Raw genomic sequence first — 18,125 nt, 5'->3', positions numbered from 1 at the left:
CCTCCTCTCCCTCGATCCTTGCACATATGTGCAGCGAGCTTGCGCGCGGCGTCACGGAGGTCGATGCTGGTGGCAAGCAAGGAAGAGAGGGTCGACGATGATCGATTCCACCCACACGTCCCCGGAGCGGGACGCGGTCCGCGCGCTCCGCGAATCCGGGCGCACCAGTGTCCTCGTCATCGGCGGCGGCATCAACGGCATCTCCACGTTCCGCGACCTGGCCCTGCAGGGCGTCGACGTCGTCCTCGTCGAGCGCGGCGACTTCGCCTCCGGTGCCTCCGCGGCGTCGAGCCACATGATCCACGGCGGCATCCGCTACCTGGAGAACGGCGAGTTCCGCCTCGTCCGGGAGTCGGTGGAGGAGCGCAACGGTCTGCTCAAGATCGCTCCGCACTACGTCAAGCCGCTGCAGACGACGATCCCGATCTACTCCACGTTCTCCGGGATCCTCTCCGCTCCGCTCCGCTTCCTCACGCACAAGAGCGGGAAGCCGAAGGAGCGCGGCGCCTTCCTCATCAAGGTCGGCCTCACGATCTACGACACGTTCTCCCGCGACGGCGGCACCGTGCCCCGCCACCGCTTCCTCGGCCGCAAGAAGTCCCTCGCGGAGCTGCCGTCGATGGATCCGAAGATCAAGTACACGGCCACGTACTACGACGCGTCGATGCACGACCCCGAGCGCCTCGCGCTCGATGTGCTGCAGGACGGCCGCGCCGCGCACCCCGGTGCCGTGGCACTGAACTACGTCGAGGCGATCGGCCGCGACGGCGAGCAGATCACGCTCCGGGACCGCGAGAGCGGCACCGAGTTCACTGTGACCGCCGATGTCGTCGTGAACGCCTCCGGCCCCTGGACCGACCTCACGAACGACGCCCTCGGCACCGACACGCACTTCATGGGCGGCACCAAGGGATCGCACATCGTGCTCGACAACCCCGAGCTGCTGGCGGCGACGCGGGGTCGTGAGATCTTCTTCGAGCACTCCGACGGCCGCATCGTGCTGATCTACCCGCTCAAGGGCCGCGTCCTCGTCGGCACCACCGACATCGATGCCGACCCGCGCGAGGTGCCGGTGTGCACGGAGGAGGAGATCGACTACTTCTTCGACCTCGTCCACCATGTGTTCCCGTCCATCGCGGTGACGCGTGAGCAGATCGTCTACAACTTCTCCGGCATCCGCCCGCTCCCCCGCCACGAGGACACCGCTCCCGGCTTCGTCTCGCGCGACTACCGCGTCGAGGTCGACCGCCAGGGCGCCGTCCCGCTGGTGAGCCTGGTCGGCGGCAAGTGGACCACGTTCCGCGCCCTGGGCGAGTCCCTCTCCGACACGGTGCTCGGCCTCCTCGGCCGCACGCGCACCGTGTCCACGGCGGGTCGCGCGATCGGCGGCGGACGCGAGTTCCCGCGTACCGAGAAGGCGAAGCGGATCTGGATCCAGGAGAACCTCCCCGGCGCCGGCACTCGCGCCGAGCAGCTCCTCGCGCGCTACGGCACCCGGGCGGCGGCCGTGTGGGCCTTCGTCGAGCAGGGGGACGACGCGCCCCTCGCCGGCGGCGACCTGTCGACGCGCGAGCTGGAGTGGATGGTGAACGAGGAGATGGTCACCCGTCTCGAGGACGTCATCCTCCGCCGCACCAGCATCGCCTTCACCGGCGGTGCCCGGGCAGAGGTGCTCGACGAGATCGCCGACGCCCTGGCTCCCCTCCTCGGATGGGACCGCGAGCGTCACGACGCCGAGGTGGAGCAGACGCGTGTGCTGCTGAACGAGCGACACGGACTCCACATCCCGTCCCGCGCCCGCGGCTGACGGGGCTCCGACCACCGCGCCCTCCTCGCGGTGCTACCCCATAAGGGGTCGGGGCAGAGGGGCCCCGACCCGCAAGAAAGGTCAACGAAGACATGACTGACGTCAATCTCGGTCTCTACTTCCTCTCCGAGCTCGTCGGCACCGCGATGCTGGTCCTGCTCGGTTGCGGTGTGGTCGCGAACGTCGCCCTGGCGAAGAACAAGGGCTTCGGCGGCGGCTTCCTGATGGTCAACTGGGGATGGGGTCTCGCGGTGTTCGCGGGTGTGCTCGTCTCGGCGTACTCCGGTGCCATCCTGAACCCGGCCGTCGGCATCGGCCTGCTGGTCGCCGGCAAGATCACCTTCGCGATGTTCCTCACCGCGACCGCCGCGGAGCTCCTCGGCGCGATCATCGGCGCGATCGTCGTCTGGCTCGCCTACAAGCAGCACTTCGACGAGGAGCCGGAGGCCGCCAACAAGCTCGGCGTCTTCTCCACCGGCCCCGCCATCCGCTCCTACGGCTGGAACCTCGTCACCGAGATCATCGGCACCTTCGTCCTCGTCTTCGTCATCTTCGCGTTCGCGGACTACGGCGACATCGAGGTCGGCACGCCCGGTGGCCTCGGCCCGCTCACGGCTCTCCCGGTGGCCCTGCTGGTGGTCGCCATCGGTGCGTCGCTCGGTGGCCCGACCGGCTACGCCATCAACCCGGCTCGTGACCTCGGTCCCCGCATCGCCCACGCGATCCTCCCGATCCAGGGCAAGGGTTCCAGCGACTGGTCCTACTCGTGGGTGCCCGTGGTCGGTCCGCTCATCGGTGGTGTCATCGCCGCCCTCGCCGCCCCCGGCCTGCTCAGCCTCGCCGGCTGATCCCCCTCAACCGCTCGGGAATTCAAAGGAGAACACATGGCTGACTACATCATCGCGATCGACCAGGGAACGACGTCGAGCCGCGCGATCATCTTCGACAAGAAGGGCAGCATCGTCGCCACCGGCCAGAAGGAGCACGAGCAGATCCTTCCCAAGGCCGGCTGGGTGGAGCACGACGCCGCCGAGATCTGGCGCAACGTCCAGGAGGTGATCGGTCTGGCCCTCGGGCGCGCCGATCTGACCCGCCACGACATCGCCGCCGTGGGCATCACGAACCAGCGCGAGACGGCCGTCGTGTGGGACAAGACCACGGGCAAGCCGGTCTACAATGCCATCGTCTGGCAGGACACCCGCACGCAGGAGATCGTCAACCGCCTCGCGGGCGACGAGGGCGTCGACCGGTTCAAGTCGATCGTCGGCCTCCCGCTGGCGACCTACTTCTCCGGCACCAAGATCACCTGGATCCTGGAGAACGTCGAGGGGGCCCGCGAGAAGGCCGAGGCTGGAGACCTGCTCTTCGGCACGACCGACACCTGGGTCCTGTGGAACCTGACCGGCGGCATCGACGGCGGCGTGCACGCGACCGACGTGACGAACGCCTCGCGCACGATGTTCATGGACCTCGAGACGCTGGAATGGCGTGACGACATCCTCGAGGCGTTCGGTGTGCCGCGCTCGATGATGCCGGAGATCCGCTCATCCTCCGAGGTCTACGGTGCCGCCGAGAGCTCGTCGCTGCTGCGCGAGACGCCGATCGCCGGCATCCTCGGCGACCAGCAGGCGGCGACGTTCGGGCAGGCCGCGTTCCAGAAGGGCGAGAGCAAGAACACCTACGGCACGGGCTGCTTCCTCATCTTCAACACGGGCGAGGAGATCGTCCGCTCGAAGAACGGGCTGCTCACCACCGTCGGATACAAGCTCGGCGACCAGCCCACGCACTACGCGCTGGAGGGGTCGATCGCCGTCACCGGCTCGCTCATCCAGTGGCTGCGCGACCAGCTCGGCATCATCTCCTCCGCCCCTGAGGTCGAGGAGCTGGCCGAGAAGGTCGAGGACAACGGCGGCGTGTACATCGTCCCGGCGTTCTCGGGTCTGTTCGCACCGTACTGGCGTTCGGACGCCCGTGGCGCGATCGTCGGCCTCACCCGCTACGCGAACAAGAACCACATCGCGCGCGCTGCGCTGGAGGCCGTGGCCTTCCAGACCCGCGACGTGCTCGACGCGGTCAACGCGGACGCCGGAGTGGATCTCAGCGAGCTCAAGGTCGACGGCGGCATGGTCGCCAACGACGCGCTCATGCAGTTCCAGGCCGACATCCTCGGCGTCCCGGTCGTGCGGCCGGTCGTGGCGGAGACCACCGCGCTCGGTGCGGCTTACGCCGCGGGCCTCGCGGTCGGCTTCTGGAGCGGCCTCGACGACCTGTCCGCGAACTGGCAGGAGGACCGCCGCTGGGAGCCCACGCTCGACGAGGCCGAGCGCGACCGTCAGCTGCGCCTGTGGCGCAAGGCCGTCACGAAGTCGATGGACTGGGTCGACGACGACGTGCGCTGATCACCACACGATGAGGCGGGTCCGGGTTCTTCCCGGGCCCGCTTCGTCGTCTCCGGCTCAACGTTCTGCCGAGTCGCCTGCACGATCGGGATATGGTGGCCCGCCCGTTCCGGGGGTTCCGTCGTGCATCCGTTCGCGGGTCGTGCAGCCGGAACAGGGTGTCAGGAGGCCGTGGCGACGATGTCGAGGAAGGCGCGGGCGGCGCTGCGCGGTGCGGCGGCGTCCCAGGCCAGGTGCTCGACACGAACGGGGCCGTCCTGGATGGCCACCGTGTCGACGACGTCTCGATAGCCCCGCACCACCCCGGGCGCGAGCAGCGTGACGGCGAGGCCCGCAGCGACCAGGCCGATCAGACTCGCAGCCGTGTCGGATTCGAAGGCCACGTCCCGCCGCACCTGTGCGGCGAGAAAGGCTGCGTCGCTCTGCGCCCGTCCCGAGGTTCCGGCGGGGAAGTCGGCGAAAGCGGAGTCCGCGAGGTCGCTCAGCCGCACCCTCCGCTTCGCGGCGAGGTGGTGCCCGCGAGGCAGCACCGCTACCAGCGGCTCGTGTGACAGGGGTCGGGACGCCACACCCTGGGGCTCCACGCCCTCCCGAAGCCCGAGGAAGGCGACATCGAGGTCGCCCTGACGGATCGCAGCCATGAGGCCGTCGCTGTTCCCTTCGCGGAGCTCCACGCGGGCGGCCGGATGCGCGGTGCGATAGGCCACGAGGAGCGCGGGGACATCGACGGCGGTCACCGTGGGGATGATCCCGAGTCGGAGCGTTCCGACGACTTCGCCCGCAGCGGCCGCGGCATCCTCCCGTGCCTGATCCGCGGCGCGCACGGCGAGACGCGCGGAGCGGAGGTACGCCTCTCCGGACTCGGTCGCACGGACGCTGCGACTGGTGCGCGCGAACAGCCGCACGCCCAGCTCGCGTTCGAGTGCGGCGACCTGATGGCTGAGCGCCGACTGCGTGACGTGACAGCGCTCCGCCGCGCGGGTGAACGAGCCGGTGTCCGCCACGGCGACGACATATCGCAGCTGCTGGAGTTCCATGACTCCATGATCGCTCGTCATGGATAGCGTGACAACAATGCGTTGGACTCATCTGAATGCGGCGCGCAGGCTGGGAGCATGAACCGCCTCACGCTCACCCTCGTCACGGCCCTCGCGCCCGCGGCGTGGGGTACGACCTACCTGGTGACGACGGAGCTGCTCCCCGCCGGGCATCCGCTCCTCGCCGGCCTCCTCCGCTCGCTTCCTGCGGGTCTCCTCGCGGTGCTGCTGGCCCGGCGTCTGCCGCACGGCGCCTGGTGGGGCAAGGTCGTCGTGCTCGGCGCCCTCAACATCGGCGCGTTCTTCCCGCTGCTGTTCCTCGCGGCCGAGCGCCTCCCCGGTGGGGTCGCCGCCGCCGTCGCCGGGGCGCAGCCGCTCATCGTCCTGGGACTCGGAGCGCTCGTGCTCGGGGAACGTGTCCGACCGATCTCCGCGGCCGCCGCCGTCGCCGGAGCGGCGGGGGTCGCCCTCGTCGTCCTCGGCCCGGCCGCCGCGCTGGACTTCTGGGGCCTCGTCGCGGCTCTCGGCGGGGTGACCGCGACCGGCCTCGGGATGATCCTCACCAAGCGCTGGGGACGCCCCGCCGGTGTCGGTCCCGTGGCCTACGCGGGCTGGCAGCTCACCGCGGGAGGACTGCTGCTGCTCCCCCTCACCTTCGCGGTCGAGGGCCCGCCTCCTGCCCTCGACGCCGATGCGCTCCTCGGCTATCTCTGGCTCGCGACGGCGGGAGGGATCGTCGCGTACACACTGTGGTTCCGCGGGATCCAGCGCCTGCCCGTGATCGTGCCCGGGCTCCTCGCGCTGCTCTCACCGATCGTCGCGACGCTGCTCGGCGTGCTCGTGGTCGGCGAGAGCTTCACCCTGGTCCAGGTGGCGGGCATCGTGATCACGCTCGCCGCCCTCGTCGGCGGGCAGTTCGCGGCACGGCCGCGAGGCACGCCCGCGACCACGGTCGATCCTTCGGCCGCGCCGGTCGCCGTGCGCTGAGGTCCCGGCCGCTCAGCCCTTGCCGAACAGCTTCTGGATCTCAGCGAGGTCCGCCTCCGAGGGGGCCGCGCCTCCCCCGCCGAGGCCGAAGCCCGAGCCGGTCGGTGCCGACGAGGCCGCGAGGCCGGCGTTCTCCGCCGCGCGCTTCGCGGGGTTGCCGGAGCGGGAGCGGTTGCCGCCGCCACCCTTGCCCTTCTTGCCGCGCTTCGACGAGGCGCCGGGCTTGCCCATGCCGGGCACCGGGCCCATGCCGGGGATGTTCGGCGTGCCGCCACGGGCGACCGTCTTCATCATCTTCGCGGCCTGCTCGAAGCGCTGGACAAGCTGATTGACGTCCGTGACGGTCATGCCGGAACCGCGCGCGATGCGCAGACGGCGCGAGCCGTTGAGGATCTTGGGGTTGCGACGCTCGACCGGCGTCATGGACCGGATGATGGCTTCGGTGCGGTCGATCTCGCGCTCGTCGAAGTCCTCGAGCTGCTGCTTCATCTGGCCCATGCCCGGGAGCATCCCGAGCATCTTCTTCATCGAGCCCATCTTCTTCATCTGCTGGAGCTGCTCGAGGAAGTCCTCCAGGGTGAAGGCCTCGTTCGCGAGCTTCTCGGCGACCTTGCGTGCCTCCTCCTCATCGAAGGCCTGCTGGGCCTGCTCGATGAGGGTGAGGATGTCGCCGAGGTCGAGGATGCGGCTCGCCATCCGGTCGGGGTGGAACGGCTCGAGGTCTTCCAGCCGCTCGCCCGTGGAGGCGAAGATGATCGGGCGACCCGTGACCGAGGCGACCGACAGCGCCGCTCCGCCTCGCGCGTCGCCGTCGAGCTTGGAGAGCACGACGCCGGTGAAGTCCACGCCCTCCTGGAAGGCCTTGGCGGTGTTGACGGCGTCCTGACCGATCATCGCGTCGATGACGAAGAGCACCTCGTCCGGGTTGACCGCCTTGCGGATGTCGGCGGCCTGCTTCATGAGCTCGGCGTCGACACCGAGGCGGCCGGCGGTGTCGATGATGACCACGTCGTGCTGCTGCCGGCGGGCGTGCTCGACACCGTCGCGCGAAACCTTCACGGGATCGCCGACGCCGTTGCCGGGCTCGGGCGCGTACACGGTGGCTCCGGCCTGCTCTGCGACCACCTGGAGCTGGTTCACGGCGTTCGGACGCTGGAGATCGGCCGCCACGAGGAGCGGCGTGTGGCCCTCGCTCTCGAGCTGCTTGGCGAGCTTGCCGGCGAACGTCGTCTTTCCCGAACCCTGGAGGCCGGCGAGCATGATCACGGTCGGCGCCGTTTTGGCGAACTGCAGGCGCCGTTGCTCACCGCCGAGGATCTGGACGAGTTCCTCGTTGACGATCTGCACCACCTGCTGCGCGGGGTTCAGCGCCTTGTTGACCTCGTCGCCGAGAGCGCGCTCGCGCACCTTGGCGGTGAAGTCCTTGACGACCGCGAGCGCGACGTCGGCATCGAGCAGGGCGCGACGGATCTCGCGCACCGTGCCGTCGACGTCGGCGGCGGTGAGCTTTCCCTTCGTGCGCAGGTTGCGGAAGGTGTCGGTGAGCCGATCGGAGAGCGTGCCAAAGGTAGCCATGGTGCCTACGATTCTACGCGAGCGGAGCCTCCACGCTCAGCGCGGCACGGAGGCGGCTCGCCGAAACCCCGCCTCGCTGTCGAGACCCCGCCCGGCATGCGTGAGCACGCCGGGGCCTCGGCGCGAAACCGGGGTCTCGCGACCGCGGTCAGTCCCGCCAGGGGAGATCGTGCACGCGGGCGAGGGCCTCGTGCAGCACGGACTCCGGAGTGCCGCGGCCGGCGCCCTCCTCCGCCCACACCCGGAGCGCCGACATGACAGCGGCCGCCTGCGCGGCCCCGAGCACGTCGGCGCGCATGACGTCGATCCCGGCCGCGCACGCCGCTCGGGAGATGGCGGCGGAGAGGCGGGCCAGACGGACGCCCGTCTCCCGCACCAGCTCCTCCTCGAGGGCCATGGCCGCCGCGTTCCGCAGGGCCAGCGCCAGAGGATCCGGCGCGAAGTCCTGCACGATGCCGTGGAGGATCAGCCGCACCCGCTCCCCCGTGGCCTCGCGGCCGAGGTCGTCCAGCGCGGTGATGGCGACGCCGATGCGCTCATCGATACCCGACCACAGCACGTCGCTTTTGGACGTGAAGTAGTTGAAGAAGCTCGACCGGCTGACCCCCGCCCGCTGCGTGATGTCCGCGATGGACGTGGCCTCGTACCCGCGCTCCAGGAAGAGCTCGCAGGCGGCCTCGGCGAGGGTCTCGCGCGAGGAGGCCTTCGGGCGGCCGGCGCGACCAGTCCGGTTCATGACTTCACGGTACCGCGCGCCGCGCCGCACCCCGGACGAGGATGTATTGTTGGACGCAATCCATGTATTAGAGGGAAGCGACGACGCATGCTCGACATCCTCACCCCCGGCTTCATGCCGACCCCTGTCCCCTATCCCGACGGCTGGGCCCTGCAGCGCCGCGTGCACGCGGACGTCGTGTCCGGTGCCCGCCCTGACACGCTCATCCTGCTCGAGCACGCGGCCGTCTACACCGCGGGCAAGCGCACGGAGGACCACGAGCGCCCCCAGGACGGGACCCCGGTCATCGACGTCGACCGCGGCGGGAAGATCACCTGGCACGGGCCGGGGCAGCTCGTCGGCTATCCGATCTTCCGGCTGCCGGAGCCGATGGACGTGGTCGCACACGTCCGGCGTCTGGAGCGGATCCTCATCGAGGTGCTGCGTCCGTTCGGGGTCGACGGGCACCGGGTCGAGGGGCGCAGCGGTGTGTGGGTGCGCCGACCGCTCTCGGAGGACAAGGTAGCCGCGATCGGCGTGCGGGTGCAGCAGGGCGTGACCATGCACGGCTTCGCCATCAACTGCGACAACAGTCTCGCCCCCTTCCGCGACATCATCCCCTGCGGCATCACCGACGCCGGCGTGACCACGGTGAGCGAGGTGTCCGGCCGCGTGGTCGGCCCGCTCGACCTCGTCGACGCCGTGCAGGACGCCTTCCGCACCGCGCACGCACCCGACCTGACAGGAGTCCCGGCATGACCGCCGCACCCGAGGGGCGCAAGCTCCTCCGCCTCGAGATCCGCAACGCCGAGACCCCGATCGAGCGCAAGCCCGAGTGGATCAAGACGAAAGCCAAGATGGGGCCGGAGTACTCGGCGCTACATTCGCTCGTGAAGAGCGAGGATCTGCACACGGTGTGCCAGGAGGCCGGCTGCCCGAACATCTACGAGTGCTGGGAGGACCGCGAGGCGACGTTCCTCATCGGGGGGTCGCAGTGCACGCGTCGCTGCGACTTCTGCCAGATCGACACCGGCAAGCCCGCCGACTACGACACCGACGAGCCGCGACGCGTCGCCGAGAGCGTGCAGCGGATGAACCTCCGCTACGCGACCGTGACGAGCGTGGCCCGCGACGACCTCCCCGACACCGGTGCCTGGCTGAACGCCGAGACGGTGCGCAAGATCCACGAGCTGAACCCGAACACCGGCGTGGAACTGCTGGCCAACGAGCACAACGCCGACCCGGCGTTCCTCGGCCAGATCTTCGACGCACGCCCCGAGGTCTTCGCGCACAACGTGGAGACGGTGCCTCGCATCTTCAAGCGCATCCGCCCCGCGTTCCGCTACGAGCGGTCGCTGAACGTGCTCACGCAGGCCCGCGACGCCGGACTCATCACGAAGTCGAACCTCATCCTCGGCATGGGCGAGGAGCCGGAGGAGGTCGTCCAGGCGCTGCAGGACCTCCACGACGCCGGCTGCGACATCATCACCATCACCCAGTACCTCCGCCCGACGCCGCGTCATCTCCCGGTGTCGCGGTGGGTGAAGCCGGCCGAGTTCGTCGAGTTCAAGGAGGAGGCGGAGCGGATCGGCTTCCTCGGTGTGCTCGCCGGGCCGCTGGTGCGCTCCTCGTACCGGGCCGGACGGCTCTGGGCGCAGTCGATGACCTCGAAGGGACGGGAGATCCCCGCGCACCTCGCGCACATCGCGGAGAGCGCCGACCTCGGCTTCGCTCAGGCGGTCTGACCAGCGGCGGTCAGTCGGCGCTCATGACCGACTGCACGCTGCCGTCGGAGCCCAGGTTCACGAGCAGCACGTCGTCGGTGGCGCTGTCGTCGAGCGCGTACTCCAGCACGGCGAACGGCTCGGAGCCGCCGTGCTCGTCCGCGAGGATCGTCATGCTCATCAGGCGCAGCGATCGGATGATGTCCACGGCCGCGTCCCCGGACACGTCGATGAGGACGTCGGGGAGGTCGTCGCCGAACACCTCCTGCTGCTGCAGGATGTACTCGGTCACCTCGCTCGTGCGGTCGTCCACCTCGGCGAGCATCCCGCGCCGTGCGGTCGCGTCCACGTTCTCCAGGCCGGCGATGAGCCCGGCGGCGATGTCGAGGGCGTCGGCGGAGACGTCGTCCTGGTCCGGGGCCGTCAGATCCACGGTCACGCTCTGGTCGCCGAGCTCGACCGTCTCCGACCAGAAGATCGAGCCGTCGGGGCCCGACGACAGCAGTCCGAAGTAGTCGTGTTCGATCGCCATAACGCTATGAAACCAGCCTGGTGCTCGGGGCGGAAGCCCTGTGTCAGCCGACCAGCGCCTGCACGAAGACGTGCGGCGTGAAACCGGTCAGATCGTCGATGCCCTCGCCCTGGCCGAGGAGCTTCACCGGGATGCCCGTGCGCTCCTGCACCGCGAGCACGAAGCCGCCCTTGGCCGAGCCGTCGAGCTTGGTGAGCACGAGACCTGTGACGCCGGCGTGCTGCAGGAAGGTCTCCGCCTGCATGACGCCGTTCTGCCCCGTCGTCGCATCGAGGACCAGGAGCACCTCGCTGATGGGAGCCTGCTTCTCCACGACACGGCGGATCTTGCCCAGTTCGTCCATGAGGCCGCCCTTGGTGTGCAGGCGTCCCGCCGTGTCGATGATCGCGATCTCCATACCCTCGCGCTTCGCGTACTCGACGGTCTGGAAGGCGACGGAAGCCGGGTCCTGGCCTTCCTGCTGCGGGCGGACGATCGCCGCTCCCCCGCGCTGGGCCCAGGTGGCAAGCTGGTCGACGGCGGCGGCACGGAAGGTGTCGGCGGCGCCGACGACCACGCTCCGCTGGTACCCGCGGAGGAACTTCGTGAACTTCCCGATCGTGGTCGTCTTGCCCACGCCGTTCACCCCGACGACGAGGACCACGGCCGGGCGCTCGGTGAGCTTGAGCGTGGTGTCGAACTTCGCGAAGTGCTCCTCCAGGGTCTCCCGCAGCATGCGCTGGAGGTCCTTGGGGTCGGTGGTGCGGTACTTCGCGACCTTGTCGCGCAGCTCTTCGACGATGCGCTCGCTGATGTCGGGGCCGAAGTCCGCCGTGATCAGCGCCGTCTCCAGGTCTTCCCACGTCGTCTCGTCGATGGTGGGCTTCACGAACATGCCGCGCAGCGCGCGACCGAGAGACCAGGACTTCTCTGCCATGCGTCCAGCCTACGGGTAGCATCCAGGGATGCACCGCGCGCCGCTCCCGCACCGGGTGTTCCTCCATGGCGCCGGGAGGCGCGGCACCGCCGCATGGCCCTCGCAGGGTCCGGAGTCGGGGACCTTCCTCAGCTTCCCGCCGGAGTCGTCCGTCGAAGCGCAGGCGGGCGCTCTCGTCGAGGAAGAACGTGACCGGACGCCGCTCCTGTTCGCCCACTCCATCGGCGCGGTGACCGCCGTCCGCGCCCTCGCCGACGGTCTGCGGGTGTCGGGCCTCGTCCTCGTCGAGCCCGCCCTGTACGACATCGCTCGCGGTGACGCACCGATCGAGCGGCATATCGCCGTGGTCACAGAGGCGCGATCACGCGCGGCCGAGGACGACCTCTACGGATTCTGGTCGATCCTGCGCCCGCTCATGTTCGGCGGCCCGCTGGACCGCGAGTCCTGGCCGGACGAACAAGCGGTCGCGGAGCACTGGGCGACCGCGAATCTCCCTTGGGGACACGGCATCCGGGAGCATTCTCTCGCCGGGGTGCCGACCCTCGTGGTCACGGGCGGCTGGAACGAGGAGTACGAGCTCATCGCCCGACGGCTCGTCGATATCGGGGCCGAGCACATCGTTCTCTCCGGTTTCACTCACCGCCCCCAGGACCACCCCGGGTTCCCCGCCGCCGTGACCGCATTCGACCAGTCCCTCACGATGTGACCCGCCCCGGGTCCGTCCGAGCACAGCTTCGGAGACCGCGGGCGACACGCCGGATCCGACCGTCGACACGCCAGGTGGGGGCCACGATCTCCGCAGCTGTGCCTGGGGCGAGTCAAACGGCGGCGGCGGCGCGGTCGCCGACGCGCTGACCGACCACCGCGGAGACGCCGTCCTGGCGCATCGACACACCGTAGAGGGCGTCGGCGATCTCCATAGTCCTCTTCTGGTGCGTGATGACGAGGAGCTGGGAGCTCTCGCGCAGCTGCTCGAACACCGTGAGGAGCCGGCCGAGGTTCGCGTCGTCCAGGGCGGCCTCGACCTCGTCGAGGATGTAGAACGGGCTGGGGCGCGCCTTGAAGATCGCCACCAGGAGCGCCACCGCGGCCAATGACCGCTCGCCGCCGGACAGCAGCGACAGTCGCTCGATCTTCTTCCCGACGGGACGGACCGAGACCTCGATCCCCGTCGTCAGCATATTCTCCGGATCGGTCAGCGAGATGCTGCCCGTGCCGCCGGGGAACAGCAGCGGGAAGACCTGACCGAACGCCTCCTTGGTGTCCTCGAACGCGCTGGCGAAGATCGTCTGCATGCGCTCGTCGAGGTCGGCGATGATCGTCAAGAGGTCCTGCCGGGTCTGCGTCAGGTCCGCGAGCTGCGTGGTGAGGAACGCGTGGCGCTGCTCCAGGGCGGCGAACTCCTCCAGCGCGAGCGGGTTGACCCGCCCGAGCTGGGCGAGCTTCCGCTCCGCGTCCGCGAGGCGCCGCTGCTGGATGCGCCGGTCGAACGGGATCGCGGTGTCGTCGAGCAGTTCGCCGTCGGCCGGCTCCGCCCCGGGATCCCGCGGTACGAGCTGATCAGGACCGTACTCGGCGACGAGCACGTCCTCGTCCAGCGAGAGCTCCGAGGACACGCGCTCCAAGAGGCTGTTCAGGTGGAGCTTCTTCTCGTGGATCTGCAGCTCCAGGCCGTGCACGCTCTCCGTGAGCCCGGCCAGACGCTCCCGCAGCGACGACTCCTGGGCGCGCAGAGCGACCAGTTCCTCGTTCTGCGCCGACCGCGCGGCTTCCGCCTCCGCCAGGGCGACACGGGCCTCGGTGACCGAGCGGTCGAGGGAGTCGAGGATGCGCGGCAGCTCGTCCACGACTCCGGACGCCGCCTCGCGCTGCGCCCGGCGGATGACAGCGCGGCGGGCGGCCTCCGCGGCGGCGTCCCGCTCCTGCTCGCGCTGCCGCTCCAACGCGGTCACCCGGGACTGCGCGGCACGGACACGCTCACGCAGGGTCTCGACCTCCAGGCGGGCGCGGACCTCGCCCTCGCGGGCGCGCTCCAGCGCCTCGAGCAGTCCATCCCGCGCAGACGCGTCGAGCACCGGACGCGGCGCCGCGACGGCAGCGTCGAGCTCCGCCTTCGCGGTCTCCGCCTTCGCCTCCGCGTCCGCCACGGCGGCCTGCGCCTGGGCGAGGCCGGTCTCGAGACGGTCGCATTCGGCGACAGCGGCCTCATGGCGCACGGTCACCTTGTTGACCTGCTCCGCGTGCGTCGCGAGGGCGGCGTCGTGCTCGCGGAGGGCGCGCAGCGCGTCCTTCGCTTGCCGCCGCGTCTCCTCCACGGCCTCGTCGGCGTCGATGCGCGCCTCGCGCAGGGAGTCGACGACGATCTGGATCTCGGTGAGCCGCTCGGTCGCGGCATCGCGCTCGGCCGCGAGTTCGAGGCGAGAGCGCTCCCCTCCGGAGCCGGTCCGCAGCGTCTGGGCGGTGATGACGTCGCCCCCGGTCGTCACGATCGTGGTCGCGGTGTCACCTGCCGCGTCCAGGGCGCGCCGTGCGGCCCGCGCCGCATCGAGGTCGTCGGCGATGAGCACGTGCGCCAGGATCCCGAGGACGCCGTCCGGCGCGGTCACCGTCTCGGTCGCGGCGATCACGCCGTCGACGGCCGGGTGCGGCGCCCGCTCCCTCGGGGCCTCGGCGACCACGAAGTCGACCACCCCACGGCGGCGCTCCGCGGCCTCCGCCGCCAGGATGAACGCGTCCTCCGCGGAACCGACCAGCACACCCTCGGCCAGCGGACCGAGCACGGCCGCGATCGCGGCTTCGTATCCCGCCCGCACCTGCACGGCATCGCCGACGAGACCGCGGATTCCGGGGCCACCCTCCGCGACGATCTCGGCAGCACCTCCCGAGAGCGACAGCGCACTGCTCAACGCGGCGGCCTTCGCCGTGAGGGCGTCGACCTCGCGCTCCGCGGCGTGCAGGCGCTCGCGAAGGCTCTCCCGTTCCGCCTCCGCCGCCGTCGCCGCACGCTGAGCGCTCTCGTAAGCGGCGGCATACTCGATGGCCGTGCCCTCGGGAGCTTCCGCGTCGTCGATCGCCTCCAGGGCCTCTTCAGCCTCGCGAAGCCGGGCGTGCGCTGCTTCGAGGGCGTTCTCCTGACGGAGCACCGCACCACGGACGGCGGCCAATGCGGACGCGGCCGCATCGGCATTCCCGCGGAGCGAGGAGAGCCGCATGTCGTACTCGGAGACGAGCGCGCTCTGCTCCGCGATGTCGACGTCGAGAGTGTCCAGCTCGGCACGGGCGTTCACGACCTCGCGGCTGGCGGCGGCCGCGGCGTCCTGGGCGTCGCCGAGGCCGGAGGAGATCGTCTCGATGTCCTCCTTCGCCTCGTCGATGGTCGCCTGCGTGACGGTCACCGCGGTCACGGCCGCGTCGTCCTCCTCGGACCCGAGGAGCGCGAGGCGCTGGTTGGCGAGCGTGTACAGCCCGCGCATCCGCTCCTGCACCTGTTCGAGTCCGAACGCGACGCTGCGTGCCTCGTCGACCGCGATCGAGTTCTGGTTCTTCTCCAGCCGAGCGATCCCGGCGCGCACCGTCTCGGCCTGGTCGGACAGCACGAGCCGCTCGGTGTGCCGCTCCTGCTCGGTCCGGGTGTGGTCCGCGAGGGCTGTGCGCAGCGCCACGACGTCGTCGGCGAACAGGCGGGCCTTGGCATCGCGCACGACGGCGGCGATGGTCTGCGCCTCGCGCGCGATCTCCGCCTGGCGCCCGAGAGGCTTGAGCTGTCGGCGGATCTCCCCGGCGAGGTCGCTCAGACGCGTGAGGTTGGCCTCCATCGCGTCGAGCTTGCGCAGCGTCTTCTCCTTGCGACGACGGTGCTTGAGGATGCCGGCCGCCTCCTCGATGAAGCCGCGTCGATCCTCCGGCGAGGCCTGGAGCACGGTGTCGAGCCGACCCTGACCCACGATGACGTGCATCTCCCTACCCAGGCCGGAGTCGCTGAGCAGCTCCTGCACATCGAGCAGACGGCAGCTCTCGCCGTTGATGGCGTACTCGCTGGAGCCGTTGCGGAAGAGCGTGCGGCTGATGGTGACCTCGGCGTACTCGATCGGCAGCGCGCCGTCGGCATTGTCGATCGTGAGCTGCACCTCGGCGCGCCCGAGGGGACCACGGGTCGAGGTGCCGGCGAAGATGACGTCTTCCATCTTCCCGCCGCGGAGCGTCTTCGCCCCCTGCTCCCCCATCACCCACGCGAGGGCGTCGACGACATTGGACTTGCCGGAGCCGTTCGGTCCGACGATGCACGTGACGCCGGGCTCGAACACGAAGGTCGTGGGCTGCGCGAACGACTTGAACCCCTTGAGCGTCAGGCTCTTCAGGTGCATGGGGCGACCGCTCGTCCGGGGAGATTCACGCCGCTACGCTACCGGAATCCCGCGGAACGGCCGGTATCCCGCGCGGTCGTCGCGGACCCCGCCTGCACCGCGACACGCCGGTGCTACCACGAAATGCTTGACGATCTCCTGAGAGTTTCGCTACGGTGGCCTCCGGATCGCCACACGAAAGGAGGTTACCGATGATGATCACTCAGCACACCGCAGAGGTCTTTGGCCTCGCCGCGCCCGCGCACTTTGCGCCGCGCCACGCGGCATCGGTGACCGCCGGCGTCCGTCACGGCTCGCTCGGCTAGAACCGCAGCCTGGGAACGCAGGCCCGATCCGGGTCTTCTCCCGCCTGTTCTGTCGCGTCCCACCCTCTGATCCCCTCGGATCATGGATCCCCGCCGCCTCCGGCCTCCGCATTCCGCGGCCCCGCAGGCGCTGCTCTCGTCCGCACCCGCCGCGGCCGACGACTCGGTCCTGACGTGGTGCTTCCGCACCCCATCCATCCCTTTCGAAGGAACCATCGTGAACATCACGCTGTCACGCAGCACCACCCATCCGCCCGATACCGAGGACCGCGAGGTCCTCCAGATCCCCCGCGACCACGAGCTCCGCGAGCTCGGCATCGCGGACCGCCTCTCGCTCCGGATCGGCCTCTGGCTGTTCCAGCGGGCGCAGCGGCCCCGTCGTCCGCGCCGGTCGTGGACCGTCGATCCCGGCGACCTGTTCCTCGTCGGAGAGCAGCGTCACCGTTCGGCCGCGGAGTCGCACGCCCTCCTCATGTACGACATGCAGCGCGGGATGCGCTGACCGGGCGATGACGACCGCATCGACGCCGACCCGGCGTCCGTCCGTTTACCCGCGGACGGGCGCCGGGACACCCGGCACCTCCTCCTCCCTCCGACACGAAGGACCTGACATGACGACCGCCGCACTGACGATCACGCCGCTGATCGTCCCGGCCACCCTCGACGATGCGAACGCCGCGGACTTCCGCGCGTACGGCGCCCTGAACCGACAGATCTGCGACGAGCAGGTCGGTCTCCCCGACCTCGCGCCGGACGCCGCGCAGATGCTGCCCAACTGGCAGGACGACTCCGATGCGCTGGACCTCGGATTCGTCGCCAGGGAGGGGGACGACATCATCGGCATGGTGACGGTGTCCTTCGCGCAGGAGGAGGACGCGCGCGCCGCCGAGCTCGATCTCCTCGTCCCGGCCGCCCACGCCGGGCGCGGTGTCGAGGAAGCGCTGCTCGACCGCGCCGAGGCCGAGGCCAGGGAGCGCGGCCGGAGCGTCCTGCAGATCTGGACCCTGCACCGGCCCGAGGAGGCCGACCGCATGCTCCAGCCCCGGACCGGCTGGGGACGGATCCCGGCGACACCGCTGAGCGATGTCGTCGAGGCCCACGGCTTCACCCTGGAGCAGGTCGAGCGCAACAGCGAACTCGATCTGCGCGCCGATCCGGAGCCCCTGCACCGGGCGTTGGACGCGGCCCTCGCGGCCGCGGGGCCGGACTACCGCGTGGTGGAGTGGGAGCTGCCGACCCCGCCGGAGCTCCGCGACGGGTACGCCGCCGTCCTCGCGCGACTGTCGACCGATGCCCCGAGTGGAGACATGGACTTCGTCGCCGAGGTCTACGACGCGGAGCGGGTGATCCGCCGGGATGCGCGTCTCACCGGAGCCGGGCAGACGGTCTCCGTGGTGGCGGTGGAGCACGTCCCCACCGGCACGCTGGTCGCGTACAACGAGCTGCTGATCGCCGCGGAGAAGACCGGGACCACCCACCAGTTCGGGACCCTGGTCGCGAAGGACCACCGCGGTCACCGCCTCGGCACGATCGTCAAATGCGCCAACCTCCTGCGCTGGCGGGAGCTCGTCCCCGGGTCGACCGTGGTCTCGACGTTCAATGCGGAGGAGAACCGGCCGATGCTCGACATCAACGAGGCGATCGGCTTCGTGCCCGTGTCGTACGCAGGGGCGTGGCAGAAGAAGATCTGACGACGAGCGGTGGCCGTCATCCTCCCGGATGACGGCCACCGCTCGTCTTCATCCGCCGGGCCGACGACACCGG

15 protein-coding genes are annotated in these 18,125 nt (G+C 70.3%); 9 read left to right on the top strand and 6 right to left on the bottom strand.

What is annotated here, in order from left to right:
• Positions 1 to 97: 97 nt before the first annotated feature.
• From AC2W7E_RS00930 to glpK, 3 genes are all read left to right on the top strand, one after another.
• The gene (locus tag AC2W7E_RS00930; protein WP_085607022.1) at positions 98 to 1,807 is read left to right on the top strand and encodes a glycerol-3-phosphate dehydrogenase/oxidase; all 1,710 of its coding nucleotides are present in this window, start codon (positions 98 to 100) and stop codon (positions 1,805 to 1,807) included.
• 92 nt (positions 1,808 to 1,899) lie between these two features.
• Entirely contained in the window at positions 1,900 to 2,655 is a 756-nt protein-coding gene (locus AC2W7E_RS00925; RefSeq protein ID WP_025103336.1) for an MIP/aquaporin family protein, read from the top strand.
• A 36-nt stretch (positions 2,656 to 2,691) separates the two neighbouring features.
• On the top strand, positions 2,692 to 4,206 hold the full coding sequence (gene glpK, locus AC2W7E_RS00920; protein WP_485988369.1) for a glycerol kinase GlpK: 1,515 nt from the start codon (positions 2,692 to 2,694) through the stop codon (positions 4,204 to 4,206).
• 161 nt (positions 4,207 to 4,367) lie between these two features.
• Here glpK and AC2W7E_RS00915 read toward each other — a convergent pair whose 3' ends face one another.
• A complete protein-coding gene (locus tag AC2W7E_RS00915) occupies positions 4,368 to 5,243 on the bottom strand; it encodes a LysR family transcriptional regulator (protein ID WP_485988368.1) in 876 nt (291 codons plus the stop codon).
• Between the two features lie 78 nt (positions 5,244 to 5,321).
• Between AC2W7E_RS00915 and AC2W7E_RS00910 the strand changes: the two genes are divergently transcribed.
• Positions 5,322 to 6,230 carry an EamA family transporter gene (locus AC2W7E_RS00910; protein WP_025103334.1) on the top strand — a complete coding sequence of 303 codons (909 nt, stop codon included), beginning with the start codon at positions 5,322 to 5,324 and terminating at the stop codon, positions 6,228 to 6,230.
• A 12-nt stretch (positions 6,231 to 6,242) separates the two neighbouring features.
• Here the strand turns inward: AC2W7E_RS00910 and ffh are convergent, their stop codons facing one another.
• Positions 6,243 to 7,805, bottom strand: coding sequence for a signal recognition particle protein (gene ffh / locus AC2W7E_RS00905; protein WP_025103333.1), 1,563 nt, complete (start codon positions 7,803 to 7,805; stop codon positions 6,243 to 6,245).
• A gap of 148 nt (positions 7,806 to 7,953) precedes the next feature.
• A complete protein-coding gene (locus AC2W7E_RS00900; protein ID WP_025103332.1) occupies positions 7,954 to 8,541 on the bottom strand; it encodes a TetR/AcrR family transcriptional regulator in 588 nt (195 codons plus the stop codon).
• Positions 8,542 to 8,628: 87 nt separating this feature from the next.
• On the opposite strand from AC2W7E_RS00900, the gene lipB reads away from it, so the two are divergent.
• Together lipB and lipA are read left to right on the top strand one after the other, a co-directional pair.
• Positions 8,629 to 9,279: a lipoyl(octanoyl) transferase LipB gene (lipB, locus tag AC2W7E_RS00895; RefSeq protein WP_485988367.1), complete on the top strand. Its 651-nt coding sequence runs from the start codon at positions 8,629 to 8,631 to the stop codon at positions 9,277 to 9,279.
• On the top strand, positions 9,276 to 10,265 hold the full coding sequence (lipA, locus tag AC2W7E_RS00890) for a lipoyl synthase (RefSeq protein ID WP_025103330.1): 990 nt from the start codon (positions 9,276 to 9,278) through the stop codon (positions 10,263 to 10,265). Before lipB ends, lipA begins: the two co-directional genes overlap by 4 nt.
• Before the next feature lie 10 nt (positions 10,266 to 10,275).
• Here lipA and AC2W7E_RS00885 read toward each other — a convergent pair whose 3' ends face one another.
• On the bottom strand, positions 10,276 to 10,776 hold the full coding sequence (locus tag AC2W7E_RS00885) for a DUF2004 domain-containing protein (RefSeq protein WP_060922216.1): 501 nt from the start codon (positions 10,774 to 10,776) through the stop codon (positions 10,276 to 10,278).
• A 43-nt stretch (positions 10,777 to 10,819) separates the two neighbouring features.
• The gene (gene ftsY / locus AC2W7E_RS00880; RefSeq protein ID WP_025103328.1) at positions 10,820 to 11,692 is read right to left on the bottom strand and encodes a signal recognition particle-docking protein FtsY; all 873 of its coding nucleotides are present in this window, start codon (positions 11,690 to 11,692) and stop codon (positions 10,820 to 10,822) included.
• A 28-nt stretch (positions 11,693 to 11,720) separates the two neighbouring features.
• Here ftsY and AC2W7E_RS00875 point away from each other — a divergent pair, with 28 nt between their 5' ends.
• Positions 11,721 to 12,398 (top strand): alpha/beta hydrolase, encoded by a 678-nt coding sequence (locus AC2W7E_RS00875; protein ID WP_485988366.1) that lies wholly within the window; start codon positions 11,721 to 11,723, stop codon positions 12,396 to 12,398.
• A gap of 112 nt (positions 12,399 to 12,510) precedes the next feature.
• Here the strand turns inward: AC2W7E_RS00875 and smc are convergent, their stop codons facing one another.
• Positions 12,511 to 16,056, bottom strand: coding sequence for a chromosome segregation protein SMC (gene smc, locus AC2W7E_RS00870; RefSeq protein ID WP_485988365.1), 3,546 nt, complete (start codon positions 16,054 to 16,056; stop codon positions 12,511 to 12,513).
• A gap of 522 nt (positions 16,057 to 16,578) precedes the next feature.
• On the opposite strand from smc, the gene AC2W7E_RS00865 reads away from it, so the two are divergent.
• Positions 16,579 to 16,863, top strand: coding sequence for a hypothetical protein (locus tag AC2W7E_RS00865; protein WP_085607046.1), 285 nt, complete (start codon positions 16,579 to 16,581; stop codon positions 16,861 to 16,863).
• Positions 16,864 to 16,972: 109 nt separating this feature from the next.
• A complete protein-coding gene (locus AC2W7E_RS00860) occupies positions 16,973 to 18,052 on the top strand; it encodes a GNAT family N-acetyltransferase (RefSeq protein WP_485988364.1) in 1,080 nt (359 codons plus the stop codon).
• The last annotated feature ends 73 nt before the right edge of the window (positions 18,053 to 18,125 follow it).

The sequence above is a fragment of the Microbacterium sp. CFSPD4_SD4 genome, assembly GCF_057364585.1.
The sequence above is the reverse complement of the archived record's forward strand: the minus strand, read 5'-3'. Positions and strand labels throughout refer to the sequence as shown.

Bases quoted from the DNA above. Each gene is read 5' to 3' on its own strand.
- smc (WP_485988365.1), bottom strand. From the start codon at position 16,056: ATGCACCTGAAGAGCCTGACGCTCAAGGGGTTCAAGTCGTTCGCGCAG.
- AC2W7E_RS00875 (WP_485988366.1), top strand. From the start codon at position 11,721: ATGCACCGCGCGCCGCTCCCGCACCGGGTGTTCCTCCATGGCGCCGGG.
- AC2W7E_RS00930 (WP_085607022.1), top strand. From the start codon at position 98: ATGATCGATTCCACCCACACGTCCCCGGAGCGGGACGCGGTCCGCGCG.
- AC2W7E_RS00915 (WP_485988368.1), bottom strand. From the start codon at position 5,243: ATGGAACTCCAGCAGCTGCGATATGTCGTCGCCGTGGCGGACACCGGC.
- lipA (WP_025103330.1), top strand. From the start codon at position 9,276: ATGACCGCCGCACCCGAGGGGCGCAAGCTCCTCCGCCTCGAGATCCGC.
- AC2W7E_RS00900 (WP_025103332.1), bottom strand. From the start codon at position 8,541: ATGAACCGGACTGGTCGCGCCGGCCGCCCGAAGGCCTCCTCGCGCGAG.
- ftsY (WP_025103328.1), bottom strand. From the start codon at position 11,692: ATGGCAGAGAAGTCCTGGTCTCTCGGTCGCGCGCTGCGCGGCATGTTC.
- AC2W7E_RS00910 (WP_025103334.1), top strand. From the start codon at position 5,322: ATGAACCGCCTCACGCTCACCCTCGTCACGGCCCTCGCGCCCGCGGCG.
- AC2W7E_RS00925 (WP_025103336.1), top strand. From the start codon at position 1,900: ATGACTGACGTCAATCTCGGTCTCTACTTCCTCTCCGAGCTCGTCGGC.
- lipB (WP_485988367.1), top strand. From the start codon at position 8,629: ATGCTCGACATCCTCACCCCCGGCTTCATGCCGACCCCTGTCCCCTAT.
- ffh (WP_025103333.1), bottom strand. From the start codon at position 7,805: ATGGCTACCTTTGGCACGCTCTCCGATCGGCTCACCGACACCTTCCGC.
- AC2W7E_RS00885 (WP_060922216.1), bottom strand. From the start codon at position 10,776: ATGGCGATCGAACACGACTACTTCGGACTGCTGTCGTCGGGCCCCGAC.
- AC2W7E_RS00860 (WP_485988364.1), top strand. From the start codon at position 16,973: ATGACGACCGCCGCACTGACGATCACGCCGCTGATCGTCCCGGCCACC.
- glpK (WP_485988369.1), top strand. From the start codon at position 2,692: ATGGCTGACTACATCATCGCGATCGACCAGGGAACGACGTCGAGCCGC.